This window comes from Stutzerimonas stutzeri KOS6 (genome assembly GCF_000307775.2).
Taxonomy (GTDB): domain Bacteria; phylum Pseudomonadota; class Gammaproteobacteria; order Pseudomonadales; family Pseudomonadaceae; genus Stutzerimonas; species Stutzerimonas stutzeri_B.
Genome location: NZ_KK020675.1, coordinates 386,100 through 405,785, shown reverse-complemented (window position 1 = coordinate 405,785; position 19,686 = coordinate 386,100). Strand labels below are relative to the sequence as shown.

General features: G+C 63.6%; 20 protein-coding genes. 10 read left to right on the top strand and 10 right to left on the bottom strand.

Features of this window, described 5'->3' with window-relative positions:
* Nucleotides 1-210 precede the first annotated feature (210 nt).
* Both B597_RS25855 and plsB read right to left on the bottom strand, forming a co-directional pair.
* Nucleotides 211-882 (bottom strand): DUF4197 domain-containing protein, encoded by a 672-nt coding sequence (locus B597_RS25855; RefSeq protein ID WP_003293414.1) that lies wholly within the window; start codon nucleotides 880-882, stop codon nucleotides 211-213.
* 40 nt (nucleotides 883-922) lie between these two features.
* Entirely contained in the window at nucleotides 923-3,430 is a 2,508-nt protein-coding gene (gene plsB, locus B597_RS25850; protein WP_003293415.1) for a glycerol-3-phosphate 1-O-acyltransferase PlsB, read from the bottom strand.
* 323 nt (nucleotides 3,431-3,753) lie between these two features.
* Between plsB and B597_RS25845 the strand changes: the two genes are divergently transcribed.
* The 4 genes from B597_RS25845 to B597_RS25830 all read left to right on the top strand — a co-directional run bounded on the left by B597_RS25845 (nucleotide 3,754) and on the right by B597_RS25830 (nucleotide 7,675).
* Nucleotides 3,754-4,677 (top strand): ABC transporter ATP-binding protein, encoded by a 924-nt coding sequence (locus B597_RS25845; RefSeq protein WP_003293417.1) that lies wholly within the window; start codon nucleotides 3,754-3,756, stop codon nucleotides 4,675-4,677.
* Nucleotides 4,674-5,405 (top strand): ABC transporter permease subunit, encoded by a 732-nt coding sequence (locus B597_RS25840; protein WP_003293418.1) that lies wholly within the window; start codon nucleotides 4,674-4,676, stop codon nucleotides 5,403-5,405. Before B597_RS25845 ends, B597_RS25840 begins: the two co-directional genes overlap by 4 nt.
* A gap of 10 nt (nucleotides 5,406-5,415) precedes the next feature.
* Complete coding sequence (locus B597_RS25835; RefSeq protein ID WP_003293420.1) at nucleotides 5,416-7,251, top strand: Gldg family protein; 1,836 nt, start codon at nucleotides 5,416-5,418, stop codon at nucleotides 7,249-7,251.
* Between the two features lie 214 nt (nucleotides 7,252-7,465).
* Complete coding sequence (locus B597_RS25830) at nucleotides 7,466-7,675, top strand: cold-shock protein (RefSeq protein ID WP_003293422.1); 210 nt, start codon at nucleotides 7,466-7,468, stop codon at nucleotides 7,673-7,675.
* Between the two features lie 192 nt (nucleotides 7,676-7,867).
* On the opposite strand, the gene B597_RS25825 is transcribed toward B597_RS25830, so the two are convergent.
* The 3 genes from B597_RS25825 to dapE are packed head-to-tail and all read right to left on the bottom strand — an operon-like array spanning nucleotide 7,868 to nucleotide 10,231.
* Complete coding sequence (locus B597_RS25825; protein WP_003293423.1) at nucleotides 7,868-8,239, bottom strand: hypothetical protein; 372 nt, start codon at nucleotides 8,237-8,239, stop codon at nucleotides 7,868-7,870.
* Between the two features lie 43 nt (nucleotides 8,240-8,282).
* Nucleotides 8,283-9,089: a putative RNA methyltransferase gene (locus B597_RS25820; RefSeq protein WP_024161624.1), complete on the bottom strand. Its 807-nt coding sequence runs from the start codon at nucleotides 9,087-9,089 to the stop codon at nucleotides 8,283-8,285.
* Entirely contained in the window at nucleotides 9,083-10,231 is a 1,149-nt protein-coding gene (gene dapE / locus B597_RS25815) for a succinyl-diaminopimelate desuccinylase (protein ID WP_003293424.1), read from the bottom strand. Before dapE ends, B597_RS25820 begins: the two co-directional genes overlap by 7 nt.
* Nucleotides 10,232-10,496: 265 nt before the next feature.
* Here dapE and tcdA point away from each other — a divergent pair, with 265 nt between their 5' ends.
* The 4 genes from tcdA (at nucleotide 10,497) to B597_RS25795 (ending at nucleotide 14,902) form a co-directional block, all read left to right on the top strand.
* Entirely contained in the window at nucleotides 10,497-11,303 is an 807-nt protein-coding gene (gene tcdA, locus B597_RS25810) for a tRNA cyclic N6-threonylcarbamoyladenosine(37) synthase TcdA (protein ID WP_024161623.1), read from the top strand.
* Nucleotides 11,304-11,673: 370 nt separating this feature from the next.
* Entirely contained in the window at nucleotides 11,674-12,732 is a 1,059-nt protein-coding gene (locus B597_RS25805) for a porin (RefSeq protein ID WP_024161622.1), read from the top strand.
* 175 nt (nucleotides 12,733-12,907) lie between these two features.
* Nucleotides 12,908-13,609 carry a DUF2057 family protein gene (locus B597_RS25800; RefSeq protein WP_031323183.1) on the top strand — a complete coding sequence of 234 codons (702 nt, stop codon included), beginning with the start codon at nucleotides 12,908-12,910 and terminating at the stop codon, nucleotides 13,607-13,609.
* A gap of 162 nt (nucleotides 13,610-13,771) precedes the next feature.
* A complete protein-coding gene (locus B597_RS25795; protein WP_003293429.1) occupies nucleotides 13,772-14,902 on the top strand; it encodes a GNAT family N-acetyltransferase in 1,131 nt (376 codons plus the stop codon).
* Between the two features lie 19 nt (nucleotides 14,903-14,921).
* On the opposite strand, the gene B597_RS25790 is transcribed toward B597_RS25795, so the two are convergent.
* From B597_RS25790 to B597_RS25780, 3 genes are all read right to left on the bottom strand, one after another.
* Nucleotides 14,922-15,341, bottom strand: a complete 420-nt coding sequence (locus B597_RS25790) for a DUF6306 domain-containing protein (protein WP_003293431.1) — start codon at nucleotides 15,339-15,341, stop codon at nucleotides 14,922-14,924.
* Between the two features lie 97 nt (nucleotides 15,342-15,438).
* Complete coding sequence (locus B597_RS25785; RefSeq protein ID WP_003293432.1) at nucleotides 15,439-15,993, bottom strand: peptidylprolyl isomerase A; 555 nt, start codon at nucleotides 15,991-15,993, stop codon at nucleotides 15,439-15,441.
* Nucleotides 15,994-16,022: 29 nt separating this feature from the next.
* Nucleotides 16,023-16,931, bottom strand: coding sequence for a LysR family transcriptional regulator (locus B597_RS25780; protein WP_003293434.1), 909 nt, complete (start codon nucleotides 16,929-16,931; stop codon nucleotides 16,023-16,025).
* A gap of 142 nt (nucleotides 16,932-17,073) precedes the next feature.
* Between B597_RS25780 and B597_RS25775 the strand changes: the two genes are divergently transcribed.
* The gene (locus B597_RS25775) at nucleotides 17,074-17,394 is read left to right on the top strand and encodes a hypothetical protein (protein ID WP_003293435.1); all 321 of its coding nucleotides are present in this window, start codon (nucleotides 17,074-17,076) and stop codon (nucleotides 17,392-17,394) included.
* A gap of 53 nt (nucleotides 17,395-17,447) precedes the next feature.
* On the opposite strand, the gene B597_RS25770 is transcribed toward B597_RS25775, so the two are convergent.
* Nucleotides 17,448-17,888 (bottom strand): anti-virulence regulator CigR family protein, encoded by a 441-nt coding sequence (locus B597_RS25770; RefSeq protein ID WP_003293436.1) that lies wholly within the window; start codon nucleotides 17,886-17,888, stop codon nucleotides 17,448-17,450.
* Nucleotides 17,889-18,037: 149 nt separating this feature from the next.
* Here B597_RS25770 and B597_RS25765 point away from each other — a divergent pair, with 149 nt between their 5' ends.
* Nucleotides 18,038-19,369, top strand: a complete 1,332-nt coding sequence (locus tag B597_RS25765) for a DEAD/DEAH box helicase (RefSeq protein WP_003293438.1) — start codon at nucleotides 18,038-18,040, stop codon at nucleotides 19,367-19,369.
* A 13-nt stretch (nucleotides 19,370-19,382) separates the two neighbouring features.
* Here the strand turns inward: B597_RS25765 and B597_RS25760 are convergent, their stop codons facing one another.
* Nucleotides 19,383-19,679, bottom strand: a complete 297-nt coding sequence (locus B597_RS25760) for a hypothetical protein (RefSeq protein WP_031323182.1) — start codon at nucleotides 19,677-19,679, stop codon at nucleotides 19,383-19,385.
* Between the last annotated feature and the right edge of the window lie 7 nt (nucleotides 19,680-19,686).

Below are 19,686 nucleotides of genomic sequence, written 5' to 3'. Positions count from 1 at the left end.
CCGGATGCGCAGACGGGAATGCCCAAAATCTGCATGGCTCCGCGCGACAGGTTGGGCCTCAGCTAGCGCTGTTCTGTGGGCAGCGGTGCCTGGTTGGCCGCGGAATTGGTGGGCTGAAGCCCACCCTACGGCACAGCGATGCTCGTTAAGCCGGTAGGGTGGGCTTCAGCCCACCGCCGGATGCGTAGACGGCAAGCCAAGCTGCATGGTTCAGAGCGCGCCGAACACCTTCTTCGCCAGGCTGGTGGCGGCGGCCGCCGGGTTCTTGCGAATGTCCGCTTCCTGCTCGGCGATCACCCTGAACAGGCCGTCGAGTGCCTGCTCGGTGACATAGCTCTCGATATTGGCGTAGCTGCCATTCAGGCCGGCCGGAACCTTGGCCGCCACCGCGTTGTACTGCTGTGCCAGGCCTACCTGGTCGGTGGCCTGCTTGACGATGGGCAGGAACCTGGCGCGGATCTGCTCGCGGCTGGATTTGTTCAGGTACTGGGTGGCTGAGTCGTCGCCGCCAGCGAGGATCGCCTTGGCATCGGCCACGGTCATCTTGCGCACGGCATCGAGCAGCAACTGCCGGGCTTCCGGCACGGCCTTCTCGGCGGCCAGGTTCATGCTGTTCTCCAGCTGCTCGACCTGGCTGCCCATGCCGAGCATCTTCAGCATCCGCGACGCCTTGCCGATATTGCCCGGCAGCTCGATGCGCACGTCCGGATCGCTGGCGAAACCGCCGGGACGCCCGAGTTGCTCTACCGCCACCTTGGCGCCCTGGCTGAGCGCATCCTTGAGACCGGCGCTGGCATCGCTCTGGGTCAGGTCGGAGAGCGACAGGGCGAAGGCGCTGCCGGACAGCAGCAAGCTGCCGACCAGGGTGAGGAGTTGACGCATGGTGCTTTCCTTCCGCGAGAGGTGGTTGCCGGAGTATGGATCAATCCTGGGCGTCGGATGCAGATGGCGGTGTGTCGGGCTCGTCGTGATGCCGCTCCAGCGCCACCTGGCGGATCGACAGGCGAATCTCCGCCGGCAACACGCGCTTGGCTGCACCCTCGGCGAGTTCGGCCAGCTCTTCGTGATAGCCCAGCCGGCCGTTGTCATCGGCGCTGACCACGCCCTGCTCCTGCATGCTCTGGATGAAGTGGCGGAACAGCGTCTTGTCGAAGAACTCCGGCGCGTTCAGTCCGTGCAGGATCGACAGGCGCTGGGCCATGACCGTGCAGAGGTTCTCCAGCTCCTCGGCGCTCAGGCTGTGCTGGCCGCTGTTGAGCAGCAGCGAGGTCGCCATGTAGAAGCGCTGTAGCGTCTGCACGACCACGCGTGCCAGCAGGGTGAGCAGTACGAACTGCCGCGAGCTGGGCGCCGGGCGCACATAGCTGTCGCCGTCCTGCCTGAGCAGACCGTGTTCGACGAAGGCGGCCAGCCACTGATCGACCACCGCGCTCAGCTCCTCGACCTCCCAGCGTATGAACAGCTCCGCGCGCAGATAGGGGTACAGCGCCTCGGTGAAGCGCTGGATCTGCTCGCGGCTGATGCGCGAACTGCTCTGGAAGAAACTCGCCAGCAGCGCCGGCAGGGCGAAGATGTGCATCACGTTGTTGCGGTAGTAGGTCATCAGCACCGCGTTCTGCTCGTCCAGGTAGAGGATGTTGCCCAGCGCATCCTTCTGTTCGGCGAGCAGGTCGAGGCTTTTCACGTAGGCGATCAGGCTGTTGCCGTCGCCCTCCGGCAGCGTGGTATGCGGCGAGTAGGGCACTGCGCGCAGCAGCGCCTGGTAGAGATCGAGAATCCGCGCCAGGGATTGCTGGTCCAGCGCCTGACGGCTGGTGGAGAGCATCGCCAGCGCCACCAGGTTGACCGGGTTGACTGCGGCCGCCTCGTTCAGGCGCTGGGCGATGCGCTCGGCCAGGCGATTGGTGGTCTCATTGAGCCATTCGGGGCGGTACTCCGGCGCATAGGTCTGCTGGCGCCAGCCGGGCTGTTCCTGCTCGAGAAACTCGTTGAGCTTGAGCGGCTCGCCGAAGTTGACCCAGACCTGGCCGAAGCGCTGCTTGAGTGCGCCGATGACCTTGAAGATGTCGAAGATCGACTCCTTCTTCTTCGCCGCGCCGCGCAACTCGCCCAGGTAGGTGCGGCCTTCGAGTACGCGCTCGTAGCCGATGTAGACCGGTACGAAGAGAATCGGCAGGCGCGAGGAGCGCACATAACTGCGCAGGGTCAGCGCCAGCATGCCGGTTTTCGGTCGCAACATGCGCCCGGTGCGCGAGCGGCCGCCCTCGACGAAATACTCCACCGGGAAGCCTCGGCTGAAGAGGCTGTGCAGGTATTCGTTGAACACCGAGGTATACAGCGGGTTGCCCTTGAACGAGCGGCGCATGAAGAAGGCGCCACCGCGGCGCAGCAGGCTGCCGATGACCGGCATGTTGAGGTTGATGCCGGCGGCGATGTGCGGCGGCGTCAGGCCATTGCGGAACAGCAGGTAGGACAGCAGCAGGTAATCGATATGGCTGCGGTGGCAGGGCACGTAGATCACCTCATGCCCCTGCACGGCATCCTGCAGCGGCTCGAGATGGTTGACGCGGATGCCGTCGTAGATCTTGTTCCAGAACCAGGACAGCACCACTTCGAGAAAACGCACGGCGGTGTAGGCATAGTCCGAGGCGATCTCGTTGCCGTAGCGCAGCGCCTTGGCCTCGGCCTTCTCGATGGAAATGTGCTCGCGCTCGGCCTCGTCGCGAATCGCCTGGCGCACCTGCGGGGCGTGTACCAGGCCCTTGACCAGATTGCGTCGGTGCGACAGATCGGGGCCGATCACTGCGGTCTTCTGGTTGCGGAAATGTACGCGCAGCATGCGGTGAACCATGCGCAGGGTGCGCTCGTGGCCCTTGTTCTGCGCCACCAGTTCGTTGAGCTGGATCGGCGCGGAGAACTGCACGCGGGTCTTGCGGCCCAGCACCAGGATGCTGAGCAGCTTGCGCAGCCGCCCGGTGACCGCCCAGCTGTCGGCGAACAGCAGCTTCCAGGCGCTGGTCTCGCGGTTCGGTGACTGCCCCCAGAACACGCTGACCGGGATGATCTGCGCATTTTCCACGGCGTTGTGTTCCAGCGCGCCGACCAGGCGTACCAGCGCCGGTGGCGCCACCAGCCGCGCGCGCCGACCGAACCAGCTCGCCGCCGGGTTGAGGAAGAAGAACGCCGCCGGCTCGATATGCTCGCCCACCGCCACAGAGGCGACCGGACGCGGCAGGCCGGCCTTGCTGCATTCGGCGTCGAGCACGGCGAGGTCGCTCAGCGAAGCCTGCTGCAGGACGTAGAACACCGGCTTGCTGCGATCCAGCTTGAGGGTGAAGGCGGACTGGTTGATGGTTTCCGAACGCACCCAGAAATACAGCACGCGGCGCAGCAGGGAGAAAATCAGACGGCGGATGGGGGAACGGGTCATACGGCAGATTCGGCTGTGGAAGGGGCAGAGCCCTCGAAGGCGGCAAGTGTGCAGCAAGCGGCGGTGACGGGCAAAAACTCTGACGCCCACGAAGTGCAATCGCGCAGCGCTTTGCTCCAACGCTGCCAGTCGAGCGCTTTGGCGGGGCTCCACGCTGCGATCCAGCCCCGCTGATTTCGTGCAATCTCCGGCAATCCATCCGCCATACTTGCGCGGTTGCATTCGCCGCGTGGCTCTCTTTATAGTTCCGCCGGCATTTTTGGCAGGGCCTGGTCCGTGTCGCACGGGCGGCGTGCCAGGCCTTCGGCGCACTGGTGAGAGCCATGATCGAAATTAGCAACCTGACCAAGCGTTTTGCCCAGCACACGGCTGTCGATGACCTGTCGTTCCAGGTCCAGCGTGGAGAGGTGCTGGGTTTCCTCGGCCCGAACGGGGCGGGCAAGTCGACCACGATGAAGATGCTGACCGGCTTTCTGGCGCCGACCTCCGGCACCGCCAGCATTCTCGGTCACGACATCAGGACCCAGACGCTGCAGGCCCAGCGGCGGATCGGTTATCTGCCCGAGGGGGCGCCCTGCTATGGCGACATGACGGTGCGCGGCTTTCTCGAGTTCATCGCTGAAATACGTGGCTTTCGTGGCGCGGACAGGCGTCAGCGGGTCGAAGCCGCAGTGGCGCAGGTGGAACTGGATAAGGTCCTGGGCCAGTCCATCGAAACCCTGTCCAAGGGCTTCAAGCGGCGCGTCGGCCTGGCCCAGGCGATCCTGCATGACCCCGAGGTGCTGATCCTCGACGAGCCCACCGATGGCCTCGACCCGAACCAGAAGCATCAGGTGCGCCAGCTGATCCAGGGGCTGGCGCAGGACAAGATCGTCATCATTTCCACCCATATCCTCGAGGAAGTCAGTGCGGTGTGCACCCGTGCGGTGGTGATCGCCGGCGGCCGGTTGGAGGCCGACAGCACGCCGCTGGAGCTGGAAAGCCGTTCGAAGTATCACCAGGCCGTCACCCTGGTCAGCGATGAGCCACTGGATGACGTTGCCCTGGCCGCACTGCCGGGTGTAGCCGGCGTCGAACTCAACGAGTGCGAGCACAGCCTGACCCTGCTGGCACAGCCGGGCCAGGTGATCTTTCCGCAGGTCAGCGCACTGATCGCCCAGCGGGGCTGGCTGGTGAAGGAGCTCGACGTGGAGCGCGGCAGGCTGGATGAGGTGTTTCGTAACCTGACGCGCGGGGAGGTGCTATGAGCCAGTTGCCGGTCATTTTCAAGCGCGAGCTGGGCAGCTACTTCGCCACGCCGCTCGCCTATGTCTTCATCGTGATATTCCTGGTGCTGTCCGGGGTGTTCACCTTCTATCTGGGCGGCTTCTACGAGCGTGGCCAGGCCGACCTGACGCCCTTTTTCAGTTTTCATACCTGGCTGTATCTGTTCCTGGTGCCGGCGATCGCCATGCGGCTGTGGGCCGAGGAGCGCAAGTCCGGCTCGATCGAGCTCTTGATGACCCTGCCGATCACCCGCTTCGAGGCGGTGACCGGCAAGTTCCTCGCGGCCTGGGTGTTCGCCGGCATCGCGTTGCTGCTGACCTTCCCGATGGTCATTACCGTCAACTACCTGGGCGAGCCGGACAACGGGGTGATCGTCGCGGGTTACCTTGGCAGCTGGTTGCTGGCCGGTGCTTTCCTGGCGATCGGCTCATGCATGTCGGCGCTGGCGAAGAACCAGGTGATCGCCTTCATCCTTTCGGTTGCGGTGTGCTTCCTGTTCATCGCCAGCGGCCTGCCGATGGTGCTGGATGCCTTCGCCTGGGCGCCGCAGTGGCTGATCGACGCAGTCGCCTCGCTGAGCTTCCTGATCCGTTTCGACTCCATCAGCAAGGGCGTGATTGATCTGCGTGACCTGCTGTATTTCGTCACGCTGATCATCGCCTGGCTGGCCGCCACCGCCGTGGTCGTCGACCTGAAGAAAGCCGCCTGAGGGAACAGACATGAAACGAGTCATCCATTCCGGTGCCGGGCTGCTGCTGATCGCGCTGGCGTTTCTGCTGTTCAACGGGCTGTCAGGCATGCTCTTCAGCAATGCCCGGCTGGACCTGACCGAGCAGCAGCTCTACACCATCTCCGAGGGCACCGAGCACATTCTAGACGGCCTGCAGGAGCCGATCGAGCTGCACTTCTTCTATTCGGACGAGACGGCCAAGGAGCTGGTGGCGCTGCGCAACTACGCGCGCCGCGTCGAGGAGATGCTCAAGGCCTATCAGCGTGCTTCGGGCGGCAAGCTCAGGCTGCACGTCATCGACCCGCAGCCGTTCTCCGAGGAGGAGGACCGTGCCGCCGAGTTCGGCCTGCAGGCGGTACCGTTGAACCAGGGCGGCGACAAGGTCTACTTCGGTCTGGCCGGTACCAATGCCGAAGGGGCGAGGCAGATCATTCCGTTCTTCCCGCTGGATCAGGAAGAGTTCCTCGAATACGAGATCAGCCGGCTGGTGCAGAGCCTGGCGACGGCCGAGCTGCCGGTGGTCGGGGTGCTCTCTGGTCTGCAGTTGACTGGAGGCTTCGATATGCGCAGCCAGCAGATGACGCCGCCATGGATGGTGCTGGAAGAGGTCCGCCAGCTGTTCCACATCGAGAGCCTGCGTCGTGATGTCGACCTGATCCCGACCAGTGTGTCGGTGCTGCTGCTGATCCATCCCAAGGACCTGCCGGAACAGACGCTGTATGCCATCGACCAGTTCGTCCTGCGCGGCGGCAAGCTGCTGGTTTTCCTCGATCCGCACAGCGAGGCCGACCCAGGCATGGGGATCGGCCCGGGCGAGTTCGGCGAGGAGCGGGCGTCCGACCTGGAGCCGCTGCTGAAGGCCTGGGGCGTGCGCATGCTGCCGCAACAGGCGGTGGCCGATGCGGCTTATGCCATGTCGGTCGGCGTTGGTGCCGAGCGGCGTCCGGTTCGCCATGCAGGCTGGTTGAGCCTGCCGCGTGGCGCACTGGATCAGAGCGACGTGACCACGGCCGCGCTGGAAAACATCACCATGGCCAGCGCCGGTATTCTTGAGCCGCTGGAGGGCGCCACGACGCGTTTCACGCCGCTGGCCAGCAGCTCCGAATACAGCATGCCGGTCGAAGCCCAGCGCTTTGCCACGCTGGACGACCCCGAGACACTGCTGCTCGGCCTCGAGCCGACCGGCGAGCGCTATACCCTGGCGGCGCGCATCCAGGGACCGGCGAAAACCGCCTTCCCCGACGGCATCGAAGGCCGCGAGGAGGGTATCAAGGAAAGCCAGAACATCAACGTGATCGCCGTCGCCGATACCGACATGCTCAGCGACCGCATGTGGGTGCAGGTGCAGGACTTCTTCGGCCAGCGCGTTCCGCAGCCCTGGGCCGACAACGGCACCTTCGTGATCAATGCACTGGACAATCTCAGTGGCACCGATGCGCTGATCAGCGTGCGCTCCCGTGGTCGTTTCACTCGCCCGTTCGTGGTGGTGGAGGCCTTGCAGCGCCAGGCCGAGAACCGCTTTCGCGAGAAGGAGGACATGCTGCAGCAGCGTCTGGCCGATACCGAGCAGAAGCTGGCCGAATTGCAGAGTCCTGACCCTGAACAGGCGCTGGAACTGACCGGCGAGCAGGAGCAGGCATTGCGTCAGTTCCTGCAGGAGAAGGTCCGCATTCGCAAGGAACTGCGCGAGGTGCGCTACCAGCTCAACGCCGATATCGACGCGCTGGGGCGCACGCTGAAGTTCGTCAATATCGCGCTGGTGCCGCTGCTGCTGACGCTCTGCGTGATCGGCCTCTGGCTGTGGCGGCGTCGCCGCGGCGTTTGACGCCGTCCTCGGCCCGGCTTCGGCCCGGCTTCGGCCGGGCTGGAAAAAGGGTTTGAGGAGCTACGCTGCAAAAATCGGCTGACAGCGAAAATCGTTGTTTTATACTCCGGCAACGGCCGCTTTCGATTCGCATTTGCGCTGCAGCCGGGTGCACGAAAGCCAGTCGGTAGAACCCTCGTTCGAGGAATAACAAAAAGCAACTGGAGAAGTGGTAATGGCTGAACGCGAGACCGGAACCGTCAAGTGGTTCAACGATGCAAAGGGCTACGGATTCATTCAGCGGGGTAATGGCGCCGACGTGTTCGTGCATTACCGCGCTATCCGCGGCGAAGGCCATCGCTCGCTGGCCGAGGGGCAGCAGGTGGAGTTTTCGGTGATTCAGGGCCAGAAGGGCCTGCAGGCCGAGGACGTTGCCGGCCTCTGACTCCGGTTGCGGAAAAATGGAGCCCGTCTTGATGACGGGCTTTGTTTTTCCAGCATGGCGTCATGCGCCGTCGCGGTGGGCTGAGCGCATTCTACGGGCTGGAGGCGATTTGGGCGTAGGGTGGACTTCAGCCCACCACGTGCCAGTCAGCCTGACGCATCCCGAGAGCCGGCACTTCGCGGGTCCGGTCGATCAACCCGTCCGCCAGACGATTTCTTCTTCGCCGTCAGCGCTGATGCGAATCCAGCGATCGGCCTCTTCATCGGCTTCCTCTTCCTGCCAGCCGCCCGGCGCGCAGCGGATTTCTACGCCCAGCGCGACGTGGGCGGCACGGGCGCAGGCCAGGTCATCCGGCCAGGGAGTGGCGTCGCTTTCCAGCAGCAGGCAGTGCCATTTGCCGACCGCTTTAGGTAGCCAGGTCACCGGAATCCCGCTGGCGTTGCACTTGAAGGTCTGGCCCTTCTGCTGCCAGGCGGTGCAGGGGCCGATGGCCTGGGCCAGCCACTCGCCGACTGCCTCCTGGCTGGCATCCCTGAGGTAAATCTCGATATCGGGTTGACGCATGGGCGACTGCCTTATGTGTTGTGTCGGAGGAAGCATCCGGGCCCTAGGAAATTCGTTCGATCCAGTCGTAGCGTATCGCAACCCGCACGCTGAGGTGACTGTCGATCACTGCGGCGCGGCGTTCGGCGCTGGCACGCCAGCCGTGCGGGGTCATGGCCAGCAGATCGGCGCGGGCTTGGGCGTCGTCCAGCTGCAGTGTGTAGCTGAGCGTTTCGCTATGGGCCAGGCGCATGCCCCGGGGGATCAGCGACAGGTGCTTCTCGTCGTCGTAGTCGCGCACTTCGTCATAGAGCCGCGCACGCAGCTCCCACAGGTGCTCGCGGGTCGGCCCCATGCGCAGCAGGCCACCACCGGGGGCGAGCAGACGCCGGGCTTCGTTCCAGTCCAGCGGGCTGAACACGCTGGCCAGCAGGTCGCAGCTGGTATCGGCCAGGGGTACCCGGGCCATGCTCGCTACCAGCCATTCGAGTCGCGGCGCACGCTTGCAGGCGCGCTTGATCGCCTCGCGGGAGATGTCCAGCGCGAAGCCTCCGGCGTTCGGCAGTGCTTCGGCCAGCTGCGCGGTGTAGTAGCCCTCGCCACAGCCGATGTCCAGCCAGCGCTGCGGGGCGCGTTCGGCGGCCAGCTCGGCCAGGCGCCTGGCCAGCGGCGCGTAATGACCCGCGTCGAGAAAACGCCGGCGGGCTTCGACCATGGCCTGGTTGTCGCCGGGATCGCGGCTGTTCTTGTGCTGCACCGGCAGCAGGTTCAGGTAGCCCTGGCGCGCGCGATCGAAGCGGTGGTTGGCCGGGCAGGCGACGCCGTTGTCGCCCGCGCTCAGCGGTGCCTGGCAGATCGGGCAGATCAGCATGCGAGCAGGTTCACCAGGGTCTGGTAGTAGATGTCGGTCAGCACATCGAGGTCGCTGGCGAGGATGTGCTCGTCGACCTGGTGGATCGTCGCGTTGACCGGGCCTAGCTCGACTACTTGGGTACCGAGGGTGGCGATGAAACGCCCATCGGAAGTACCGCCACTGGTGGATGGCGTGGTTTCGCGGCCGGTGACGCTGCGGATCGCCTTGGCCACGCCGTCGAGCAGTGCGCCCGGTTCGGTGAGAAAGGGCAGGCCGGACAGCGCCCAGTCGACGCTCCAGTCCAGACCGTGCTTGTCGAGGATCGCGGCGGTGCGCTGCTGCAGCTGTTCCACAGTGGATTCGGTGGAGAAGCGGAAGTTGAACAGCGCTTCCAGTGTGCCGGGGATGACGTTGCTTGCGCCGGTGCCGGCATTCAGGTTGGAGATCTGGAAGCTGGTCGGCGGGAAGAACGCATTGCCGTCGTCCCAGTGCTCGGCGGCCAGCTCGGCCAGCGCAGGCGCGGCCAGGTGGATTGGGTTCTTTGCCAGATGCGGATAGGCCACGTGGCCCTGCTGGCCACGTACGCTTAGCAAGCCGCCGAGCGAGCCGCGGCGGCCGTTCTTCACCACGTCACCTACCAGGGCGGTGCTCGACGGTTCGCCGACGATGCACCAGTCCAGGCGCTGGCCACGCTCGCGCAGGCGCTCGACGACGGCCTTGGTACCGTGGTGCGCCGGGCCTTCCTCATCGCTGGTGATGAGAAAGGCGATCTGGCCCTTGTGATTCGGATGATCGGCGGTGAAGCGTTCCACCGCGACGACCATCGCGGCGAGGCTGCCTTTCATGTCCGCTGCGCCGCGGCCGTGGAGCATGCCCTGTTCGTCGATGCGCGCGGCGAACGGTGGGTTCCGCCAGGCCTGCAACGGGCCGGTCGGAACCACGTCGGTGTGGCCGGCGAAGCAGAGCACCGGGCCGTCGTTGCCGCGAATGGCCCAGAAGTTTTCCACGTCCTCGATGTGCATCGGCTCGATGGCGAAGCCGCAGGCCGCCAGGCGCTGGCTCATCAACTGCTGGCAGCCTTCATCCAGTGGTGTCACCGAGGGGCGATTGATCAGCTCGCAGGCGAGTTCGAGCGTCGGGGAAAGGGCTGGGGCGGTCATCACGGCTCCGGTGCGGCGTGGAAAGGGCGCCATAGTAAATTAAAAAGTGCCGAGTCAGAGCGCAGAAAGTGGGATCAAAGGGTGGTTTGCCGGCAAGGCTGGCGTCCTCGTTCGGGCGGCTTTGCGTCAGGACTGTTTTCTGTTTCAGGCGTATGCCTCGAGGCCTGGGTACAAGGGTGGGCTTCAGCCCAGCATGGGGCGACACCGCGAGTGGTCAAGGGAGCGCTGGCCTTTATAATCGCCGGATATCCACCAGGGGTGCAGCATGACCATCGATGATCAGCGTTTCGGCGGCATAGCCCGTCTGTATGGCCTTGTCGGCCTCGAGCGGTTGGCGGCTGCGCATGTCGCGGTGGTCGGTATCGGCGGGGTGGGCTCCTGGGCGGCCGAGGCGCTGGCGCGCAGTGGCGTCGGCGAGATCAGCCTGTTTGACCTGGATGACGTGTGCATCACCAATACCAACCGGCAGATTCACGCCCTTGATGGTGCCGTGGGCAAAGCCAAGGTGGACGAGATGGCCACGCGCATCCGCGCCATCAATCCGGCCTGCCGGGTTCACGCCGTGGCCGATTTCGTCACCCGCGAAACCATGGCCGAGTACATCACTGAAGACATGGACTGCGTGATCGACTGCATCGACAGCGTGCCGGCCAAGGCGGCGCTGATTGCCTGGTGCAAGCGGCGCAAGATCCAGATCATCACCACTGGTGGCGCCGGCGGGCAGGTCGATCCGACGCAGATTCAGGTCGCCGACCTGAATAAGACCTTCAACGATCCGCTGGCAGCCAAGGTGCGTTCGCTATTGCGCCGCGAATACAACTTCTCGCGCACGCCGGGGCGCACCTACAGCGTGCCGTGCGTGTTTTCCACCGAACAGCTGCGCTATCCGAAGCCCGACGGTGGCGTCTGCCAGAGCAAGAGTTTCGTTGGCGAAGGCGTAAAACTCGACTGCGCCGGTGGCTTCGGCGCGGTGACCATGGTCACCGCCAGTTTCGGCATGGTGGCTGCGGCCAAGGCTGTCGACAAGCTCGTGGCGGGTGCTCGGCGCCCCGCAGAGCGCGCGAGGGGCTGAAGCACGTCCGTCACGCTATCGTTCCAGACACCGAACTGCGCGGATGAATCCGCGCGTTCAGGTCCCATCGCCGTTGATATTGGCGACATAAATGAAGGCCACCGTTGTGTGTCTGGCCGCCTGCATTTTCCATTTTTTCTTCTGGCCAATGCCGGGTATCGGGACTTGCCCGACCCCTCGGTGATTTCCATTGCTGCCGTCCGGCTTTTCCGTTTTTTAACGGAAAGTTCCTTTGACTTTAAATTTTCATAATCCAGCAAGCGCTCTGTCACATTCGATTTCCATACTCCGCTTCGACCGAAACAGCCAACCCTTACGTCTTTTGCAGGACGACGTTATACAAAACCCAATGGAGCTCTGGAGCTTTCTGATGATGAAGAAGAAGTTGATTGCGATTGTTGTAAGTGCTGCTGCCGTCATGCCTGTTTTGGCTGCGGCAGAAGTCAATGTCTATGGTCGCGTGCACGTCTCCACTGACTTCCTGGACGACGGTGGCGACTACTCCGAAACCAACATTTCCAGTAACTCTTCGCGCCTGGGCTTCAAAGGCGACCATCAGATCAATCCCGATCTGAAAGCGTTCTTCCAGATCGAGCAGCAGATCAACTTCACCACCGGTGGTGAGGATGATAACAGTACCGCTTTCGCTACTCGCGATACCTTCGTGGGGCTTGGCGGCAATTTCGGTGCCGTACAGTTGGGTCGTTTCGACAGCCCGTTCAAGGTGGCTCGCGGTCCGGCCAACCTGTTCGGTGATCAGGTCGGCGACATGCGCAACCTGACCCGTGTCGGCAATGCTCGCTTCGACGAGCGTTATGACAATACGGTCCAGTACACCACTCCGAACTTCGGCGGCTTCAACGCAGTGCTCGGCTACTCCGTCCACGAAGGGCAGTGGGTCGAGGAAGATCAGGATTCCGATGGCATCAGCATGGCGCTGAACTATGTCGGAGGCCCGCTCGAGGCGTCGCTGGCCTATGAGGCCATGGAGGAAGACACCGGTCGTGGTGAGCGGGATGGTATCCGTACCGCCGCCGCCTACAAGCTGACTGACGCCTTCAAACTCGTCGGTTTCTACCAGACCGTCGATTACGATGGTTTCGAAGCTACTACCGAGGCCCTGCGTGACCAGCTGAGCTCTGACACCTTCGGTCTGGGCGGTGAGTACAAAATCACCTCCGACACGGCTATCAAGGCCATGTGGATGACCCGCGATTCGGACGCCAAGAACTACGATGCCGACATGTGGGTAATCGGCGCAGAGCACAAGCTGGACAAGGCCGTTCGTGTCTACGCCAACTACGCGGTGCTCGACAACGATGAAAACGTGGCTCTGACGCCTTGGAGCCAGGCGCGTTCCGCCACTCCCGGTGGCGCTCTCGGCGAAGAAGCCTCCGGTTTCTCCGTGGGTCTGCGCTACGATTTCTAAACTGAATTAGAAATCGGAAAATAAACAGCCGGGATACTCCCTTGAGAGTATCCCGGCTTTTTGTCATTAGGTTGAAATAATCTGTTCTTATCCTTGTTATCCGGTTGTAACTCAATAGAGCGGCCATTCCGGTTCGTGCAACCAGCCCATCGCTGATCGTGTCCAAGGAGTTTTCATGCGTCGTATTTTATGGGTCGCCATTGTTGGCCTGTTATCGGGTTGTGCGCAGCAATCCCATGTGAAGTTGTATTCCGGCTCCGAACTGCCCAAGACGCAAGTTGTGGTAGTCGAAATGCCCAATACGCTGGAAGTATTGGATATCAACGGCCAGGAAGTGCCTTTGGCCAACTCGTCCTTCGGCACCGCGAACAAAACGTTGCATCTGCAGCCGGGCGAGTACCGGATCAGTGCCTATTACAAGAACGGCTTCGATATCGGCGGTGGCCTCAGTCACGAAATCGTCCGCACGCGCAGTGCGGTGTATAGCCTGAACGGTCGTGCGGGTGATGTCTGGAGGCTGGAGTACGACGAGCCGGCCAACCTGCAGGAAGCTCAGCTCATGAAGGATTCCTTTGTCGGCTGGTCTACGAATCAGCGCACCGGTGAGCGTATCGAGACGCAGGTGGGGGCTGAGCCGACATCCGCCGTGACCCAGATGCTGGTCGGCAATTCCACCAGCTACACGCAGTCCACTGTCGAGCCGCTGAATGGCGCCCAGGCCGCTACGGCCGGTGGAGCGGTGCCCGTTCCGTCCAGAGCGGCTGTGCCTTCGCAGACCCTCCCTCACAGCGATGCGACCCTGAACACGCTGCAGCAACTGTGGTTGATGCTCAGCCCGGAAAGCCGGAAGGCTTTCATGGAATGGGCGAAGCAGTAAATCTGATGCGGTTCAGGCGTACCCCGGCGAGCCGGATGACGACGGCAACGTCGTCGTCATCTGCAGCCAGTAAGCTGCGTGTGTATGCTCCTTTTACCCCGCCTTTCGGCGGGTTTTTTTATGTGCTTTTTTTCGTCGCGCTGCCGGGGCAAACTGGCGCGCATGCCTATCCATACCCTGCACCGCCTCGCCGAGCTCGATCCCGCCGAATGGGATGCCTTGCTGGCCGATGACCAGCCCTTTCTGCGTCACGCCTTCCTTTCATCGCTGGAAGACAGCGGCAGCGTCGGCGGGAGCAGTGGCTGGCAGCCGGCCCACCTGTTGCTGCGCGATGATCAGGGCAGGTTGCAGGCGGCCGTGCCGCTGTATCGCAAGAGCCATTCCTACGGCGAGTATGTCTTCGACTGGGCCTGGGCGGACGCCTGCCAGCGGGCAGGCATCGCCTATTACCCCAAGCTGCTCTGCGCGGTGCCGTTCACCCCGGTGGGCGGCAATCGTCTGCTGGGCAACATCCAGGCCGCCGACGGGCTACTCGATGCGCTCACCGAGGGCCTGGAGGGGCATGGGCTGTCCGGCTTGCACGTCAATTTCACCGAGCCACAGGCCGACCAGGTGCTGGCTGGGCGGGAGGGTTGGCTGGAGCGTATCGGTTGCCAGTTCCACTGGCACAACCGCGGCTATCGCGACTTCCAGGACTTTCTCGATGGGCTGACGTCGCGCAAGCGCAAGCAGTTGCGCAAGGAGCGCGAGCAGGTAGCGGGGCAGGGTATCACGTTCGATTGGCGCGAAGGCCATCAGCTCAGCGAGGCGGACTGGGATTTCGTCTACGCCTGCTACGCCACCACCTACCGGGTACGTGGACAGGCGCCGTACTTGAGCCGTAGTTTCTTCAGCCTGCTGGCCGAACGCATGCCGCAGGCGATTCGTGTGGTGCTGGCGCAGCAGGGTGCAAGGCCGGTAGCGATGGCGTTCAGTCTGCGCGGCAACGGGTGCCTGTACGGCCGCTACTGGGGCTGCCTGGCGGAGTTCGATCGCCTGCATTTCGAAACCTGCTTCTATCAGGGCATCGACCAGGCCATCGCCGCTGGACTGCAGCGTTTCGACGCCGGGGCGCAGGGTGAGCACAAGCTGATTCGCGGCTTCGAGCCGGTCATCACGCGCTCGTGGCATTACCTGCAGCATCCGGGATTGCGCGCGGCGGTAGCGGATTTCCTGCGGCAGGAACGGCTCGGGGTGCTGGCCTATGCCGAATCCGCCCGCCAGGCGCTGCCTTATCGGCAGGCGGGCGGATGACCACCCCGTGTGACGTGGCTCAGTGCGACGCGGCGCTGTTCTGTTCGTGAATCTGCAGCATCCGCTCCAGTTCGCTGCGCAGCAGCGGGTCCTGGCAGCCGGGCAGGTATTCACGCAGCTTGCGGATCACCCACTGCTGGCCTTTGTCGACGAAGGCCAGGCGCTCGTCCAGCGGCTCGATGGCCATCGCCTTGCCGTAGAACGCACCGGTGTCCCTGTTGGGCTCCAGCCCGAGGTGCTGCAGGCAGTTGAGCAGCAATTTGCAGCTTTCGATCTCGCCCTGGCGGATCTGCTCGAGCAACTGCCGTTGGTCCGGTTCGGTGGTCTGCTGCAGTGACTCGCCGGCAACCTTGGCGCCTGCGCGTTCCGCACTGAGCAGGTCCTGCAGCAGCCGGGCTTCGCCTTCGGCTGTGTTCAGGTGGCTTTGCGGAGCATTCATGTCGCGATCTCCTGTCGGTTGAGGGGCCGCATGATGGCGGCAGCTGGGTGTGTGCCGCCGCAAATGAAAAAAGGGCCGGCGAACCGGCCCTTCACGGTCAGAGCTTCTTCGCAGTGATGATCTTCACCGGGGTCAGCGGAACGTTCTGCATCATGGCGCGGTTGCCGGTGGGCACCTGGGCGATCTGGTCGACCACTTCCATGCCGCGTACTACCTTGGCGAATACCGCATAGCCGAAATCACGGCTGCCGTGGTCGAGAAAATCATTGTCGCGGTGGTTGATGAAGAACTGGCTGGTCGCCGAGTTGACGTTCTGGGTGCGGGCCATGGCGACGGTGCCGCGCACATTGTGCAGGCCGTTGTCCGCCTCGTTCTTGATCGGTGCCTGGGTGGGCTTCTGGTTCAGCCCTTCGCCGAATCCGCCGCCCTGAATCATGAAACCCGGGATTACGCGGTGGAACACGGTACCGTCATAGAAGCCGCTGTCCACGTAACCGATGAAGTTTTCGACGCTGACAGGCGCCTTCTCTGCTTCGAGTTCCAGTTCGATCTCACCCAGGCTGGTGGTCAGCAGAACGCGAGGGTTTTCCGCAGCAAGCAGGTTGCCGGCCAGCAGTACGGAGCAGGCGGCGAGGGCAATGCGTTTCAACATGGTGTCTTTTCCTGATGTGGGAGAAGCTGTCAGCCGGCCAGTGTAGTGGCCTGTCCGGCATCGTACGTCTTGATCAGCTCGATGAGAATCTGTGTGGCCGGGCCGAGTGGCCGGTCGTGGTTAGTGTAGAGATAGAACAGCGGCCGGCGAATGCTGCCTTGGACTAGAGGCAGTGGCTTGAGTACGCCTTCGGCCAGCTCGCGCTCGATCAGGTGACGCGGCAACCAGGCGAAGCCCAGGCCGCTGCTGACGAACGCCACGGAGGTGGCCAGGCTGCCAACCGTCCAGCGTTGCTCTGCACCCAGCCAGCCGGCATCGCGTGGCTGGCGCAGGCCGGTGTCACGCACCACGATCTGCATCTGGCTCTGCAGGTCCTGCACGCTCAGCTTGCGCCCGAGCTGGTGCAGGGTGTGGTCGGCATGGGCCACGGCGACGAATTCCACGGTGCTGAGTTCGTTGCCCAGATAGCCGGTGATGTCCAGGCCGCTGATCGCCATATCCGCGGTGCCGTCCTTGAGGACCTCCTCGACCCCGGACAGCACTTCCTCACGCAGGCGCACCCTGCAGCCCCGGCTCTTGGGCATGAACGCGCTGAGCGCCCGGATCAGCTTGGCGCTGGGGTAGGCCGCGTCCACCACGAGCCGCACCTCGGCTTCCCAGCCCTGCTCCATATGGTGCGCCAGTTCTTCCAGCTGGCTGGCCTGGGTGACCAGTTGCCGGGAGCGCCGCAGCAGCACCTCGCCCGCTTCGGTCAGCACCGCCTTGCGGCCGTCGATGCGCAGCAGCGGCACACCAAGCTGCTCCTGCATGCGCGCCACGGTATAGCTGACCGAGGACTGCGACCGATGCAGTGCTTCGGCCGCCTGGGCGAAACCGCCGTGATCGATGACCGCCTGCAGAGTGCGCCACTGATCGAGGGTCACACGGGGCACTTTCATTCCTTCGATTCCTTTAGGGTCTGTTGAGGTTTCAGCGCGGGTCGCGCAGCCCTTCCGGCCGGGTGCTGCTGGGCGAGCGGAACGTCACCAGACCCCAGCCAAGGTCTGCTACGCTGGCCCCTCTGCCGAGGAGCTCAATCAAATGAAAACAATCCGTTACCTGCTCTTTGCCGTGCTGCCGCTGGCGGCTACCGCGGCCACCTACCCCATCGATATCGACCAGCAACTCAATGGCGCAGAAATTACCGTCGAGCCACAGACCATCGATCGCGACCTCGCCGGGCTGCTGCTGATGAACTACGGGAAAACCGCAGCCGTCTGCACGGCGGTGTTCCAGAACGGCCCGGAAGCGCCGCGCACGCGCCGCACGGAATTGCAGCCGGGTGAGCGTAAGGCGCTGACGTCGAAGTTCAAGCGCGACGTGATTCGGCTGCGGATCAAGCTGACCTGCGAGCCGAGCTAGCCCGATCGCCGGACAGGGCCGCGGGACTCGGCAGTCCGGTGCACCTTCTGGCTTCAATCCAGCACGTTCTCCAGGATTTCGTGGATCAGACCGGTAGCGATGGCGACCAGAATCACGTCACGCCCCAGCTGTTTCCATTCGTAGCCTTCGTAGCGCGGCAGATGGCCCAGCAGGCGATTGTCCAGATTCTTGGCGATGCCCGGGGGCAGCGGTTTGCCGCGCGCCAGGTTCTGCCGAATGCCCGGCGGCAGGGAAGAGGCGGCGGTGAGCAGGTTTCGATGGTCTCGCAGCGTGGCGCGGACCGCGCCGATGTCCACCGACGGCGCCTGAGGGCGATGCTCCTGCCGTGATGACGCCTGATGTCCCTGCCCACGATCGGCCTTGCCCTTGCCGGCAGGGTGATCGAGGTTCGATTGCGCTACGCCTGTCGTTGCGTACAGTGCCAATGCAACCAGGCAGCCGCGCGGCAACGCCATCCGCTTCGTCGATTTCATGCGAGCCTCCTGGCATTAAGCCGCTTCGCTTCCGACAGCTTAGCCTGTGTGTGCCAGGGAAAACATGCCGGCCGTTACAGAACGCGCCTTTGCCCGGCAGACGGGGTAACCTATGCCATCGTTTTTCTTCGACCTTCGAGGTAGCTCCCTTGTTTGACCAATTCGCCCTGCACGAACGCCTGCTCAAGGCCGTCGCCGAACTCAAATTCGTCGAGCCGACCCCGGTGCAGGTGGCGGCGATCCCGCCGGCGCTGGAAGGTCGCGACCTGCGTGTGACGGCCCAGACCGGTAGCGGCAAGACCGCAGCCTTCGTGCTGCCGATGCTCAACCGGCTGATCGGCGATGCGCAGCCGCGGGTCGACGTGCGAGCCCTGATCCTGTTGCCAACCCGCGAACTGGCGCAGCAGACGCTCAAGGAGGTCGAACGTTTCTCGCAGTTCACCTTCATCAAGTCTGGCCTGATTACCGGTGGCGAGGATTTCAAGGTCCAGGCAGCGATGTTGCGCAAGGTGCCGGACGTGCTGATCGGCACCCCGGGACGGCTGATCGAGCACCTCAATGCCGGAAGCCTCATTCTCAAGGACGTCGAGATTCTGATCATCGATGAAGCCGACCGCATGCTCGACATGGGATTTGCCGAGGACATGCAGCGCCTGGTCGGTGAATGCGAGAAGCGTCAGCAGACCCTGTTGTTTTCCGCCACCAGCGGCGGCGCCGGGCTGCGTGAAATGGTCGGCAAGGTGCTGCGTGATCCGCTGCATCTGCAGCTCAACCGGGTCAGCGAACTGAACGAGGCCACGCGCCAGCAAATCATCACGGCCGACGATCCGGCCCACAAGGAGCAACTCGTCCACTGGCTACTGGCCAACGAGACCTACCAGAAGGCGGTGATCTTCACCAACACCCGTGTACAGGCCGACCGCCTTTATGGCCGCCTGGTCGCCAGCGACATCAAGGTTTTCGTGCTGCATGGGGAAAAGGACCAGAAGGAGCGCAAGCTGGCCATCGACCGCCTCAAGCAGGGTGGCGTGAAGGTTCTGGTCGCCACCGATGTGGCCGCGCGCGGGCTGGATATCGAGGGCATGGATCTGGTGATCAACTTCGATATGCCACGTTCCGGTGACGAGTACGTACACCGCGTCGGTCGTACCGGACGGGCCGGGGCCGAGGGCCTGGCGATCTCGCTGATCTGCCACAACGACTGGAACCTGATGTCGAGCATCGAGCGTTATCTCAAGCAACGCTTCGAGAAGCGTGTGATCAAGGGGCTGAAAGGCACCTATCAGGGGCCGAAGAACCTCAAGGCTTCGGGCAAGGCCGCTGGCAGCAAGAAGAAAAAGATCGACAAGAAAAAGGGCGCAGAGAAGAAGTCCAAGCCTGCCGGCAAGCGCCCGAACGGTGCCAAGCGTGAAACGCCGTCGCCGGTGGTCAGCCAGGACGGCATGGCCCCGCTCAAGCGCAGGAAGCCGGCGGCCGAGTGAGCGGCGGCCGGCGTTAGCGCTGGCTGTCCGCAGGCGGAATGTCGGCCTGGCGTTCCGCTTCTTCGATCTGTTTCAGACGCTTGTCGTAAGCCTCGCACTCGTCACCCAGCTGATCGGCGGTACGCTTGGCTTGCATCTGGCTGATCTCTTCGTTGATCTCTTGTGCGCGCTCGGGGTTGCTCTTGGTGAGCTGGTTGACGCGCTCGGCCAGCTGTTCGGCCTTGGCGTTGACCTCGTCGGGCGTGCAGGCCGCATGGGCGGTGGGAGCGGCCAGCAGGGCGGCGGTCAGGGCAATAGTCAGCATTCTCATGGCTCGA

What these genes read in the sequence shown, in the direction of transcription:
- B597_RS25855 (WP_003293414.1), bottom strand. Translation starts at nt 882, where the DNA reads ATGCGTCAACTCCTCACCCTGGTCGGCAGCTTGCTGCTGTCCGGCAGC.
- plsB (WP_003293415.1), bottom strand. Translation starts at nt 3,430, where the DNA reads ATGACCCGTTCCCCCATCCGCCGTCTGATTTTCTCCCTGCTGCGCCGC.
- B597_RS25845 (WP_003293417.1), top strand. Translation starts at nt 3,754, where the DNA reads ATGATCGAAATTAGCAACCTGACCAAGCGTTTTGCCCAGCACACGGCT.
- B597_RS25840 (WP_003293418.1), top strand. Translation starts at nt 4,674, where the DNA reads ATGAGCCAGTTGCCGGTCATTTTCAAGCGCGAGCTGGGCAGCTACTTC.
- B597_RS25835 (WP_003293420.1), top strand. Translation starts at nt 5,416, where the DNA reads ATGAAACGAGTCATCCATTCCGGTGCCGGGCTGCTGCTGATCGCGCTG.
- B597_RS25830 (WP_003293422.1), top strand. Translation starts at nt 7,466, where the DNA reads ATGGCTGAACGCGAGACCGGAACCGTCAAGTGGTTCAACGATGCAAAG.
- B597_RS25825 (WP_003293423.1), bottom strand. Translation starts at nt 8,239, where the DNA reads ATGCGTCAACCCGATATCGAGATTTACCTCAGGGATGCCAGCCAGGAG.
- B597_RS25820 (WP_024161624.1), bottom strand. Translation starts at nt 9,089, where the DNA reads ATGCTGATCTGCCCGATCTGCCAGGCACCGCTGAGCGCGGGCGACAAC.
- dapE (WP_003293424.1), bottom strand. Translation starts at nt 10,231, where the DNA reads ATGACCGCCCCAGCCCTTTCCCCGACGCTCGAACTCGCCTGCGAGCTG.
- tcdA (WP_024161623.1), top strand. Translation starts at nt 10,497, where the DNA reads ATGACCATCGATGATCAGCGTTTCGGCGGCATAGCCCGTCTGTATGGC.
- B597_RS25805 (WP_024161622.1), top strand. Translation starts at nt 11,674, where the DNA reads ATGATGAAGAAGAAGTTGATTGCGATTGTTGTAAGTGCTGCTGCCGTC.
- B597_RS25800 (WP_031323183.1), top strand. Translation starts at nt 12,908, where the DNA reads ATGCGTCGTATTTTATGGGTCGCCATTGTTGGCCTGTTATCGGGTTGT.
- B597_RS25795 (WP_003293429.1), top strand. Translation starts at nt 13,772, where the DNA reads ATGCCTATCCATACCCTGCACCGCCTCGCCGAGCTCGATCCCGCCGAA.
- B597_RS25790 (WP_003293431.1), bottom strand. Translation starts at nt 15,341, where the DNA reads ATGAATGCTCCGCAAAGCCACCTGAACACAGCCGAAGGCGAAGCCCGG.
- B597_RS25785 (WP_003293432.1), bottom strand. Translation starts at nt 15,993, where the DNA reads ATGTTGAAACGCATTGCCCTCGCCGCCTGCTCCGTACTGCTGGCCGGC.
- B597_RS25780 (WP_003293434.1), bottom strand. Translation starts at nt 16,931, where the DNA reads ATGAAAGTGCCCCGTGTGACCCTCGATCAGTGGCGCACTCTGCAGGCG.
- B597_RS25775 (WP_003293435.1), top strand. Translation starts at nt 17,074, where the DNA reads ATGAAAACAATCCGTTACCTGCTCTTTGCCGTGCTGCCGCTGGCGGCT.
- B597_RS25770 (WP_003293436.1), bottom strand. Translation starts at nt 17,888, where the DNA reads ATGAAATCGACGAAGCGGATGGCGTTGCCGCGCGGCTGCCTGGTTGCA.
- B597_RS25760 (WP_031323182.1), bottom strand. Translation starts at nt 19,679, where the DNA reads ATGAGAATGCTGACTATTGCCCTGACCGCCGCCCTGCTGGCCGCTCCC.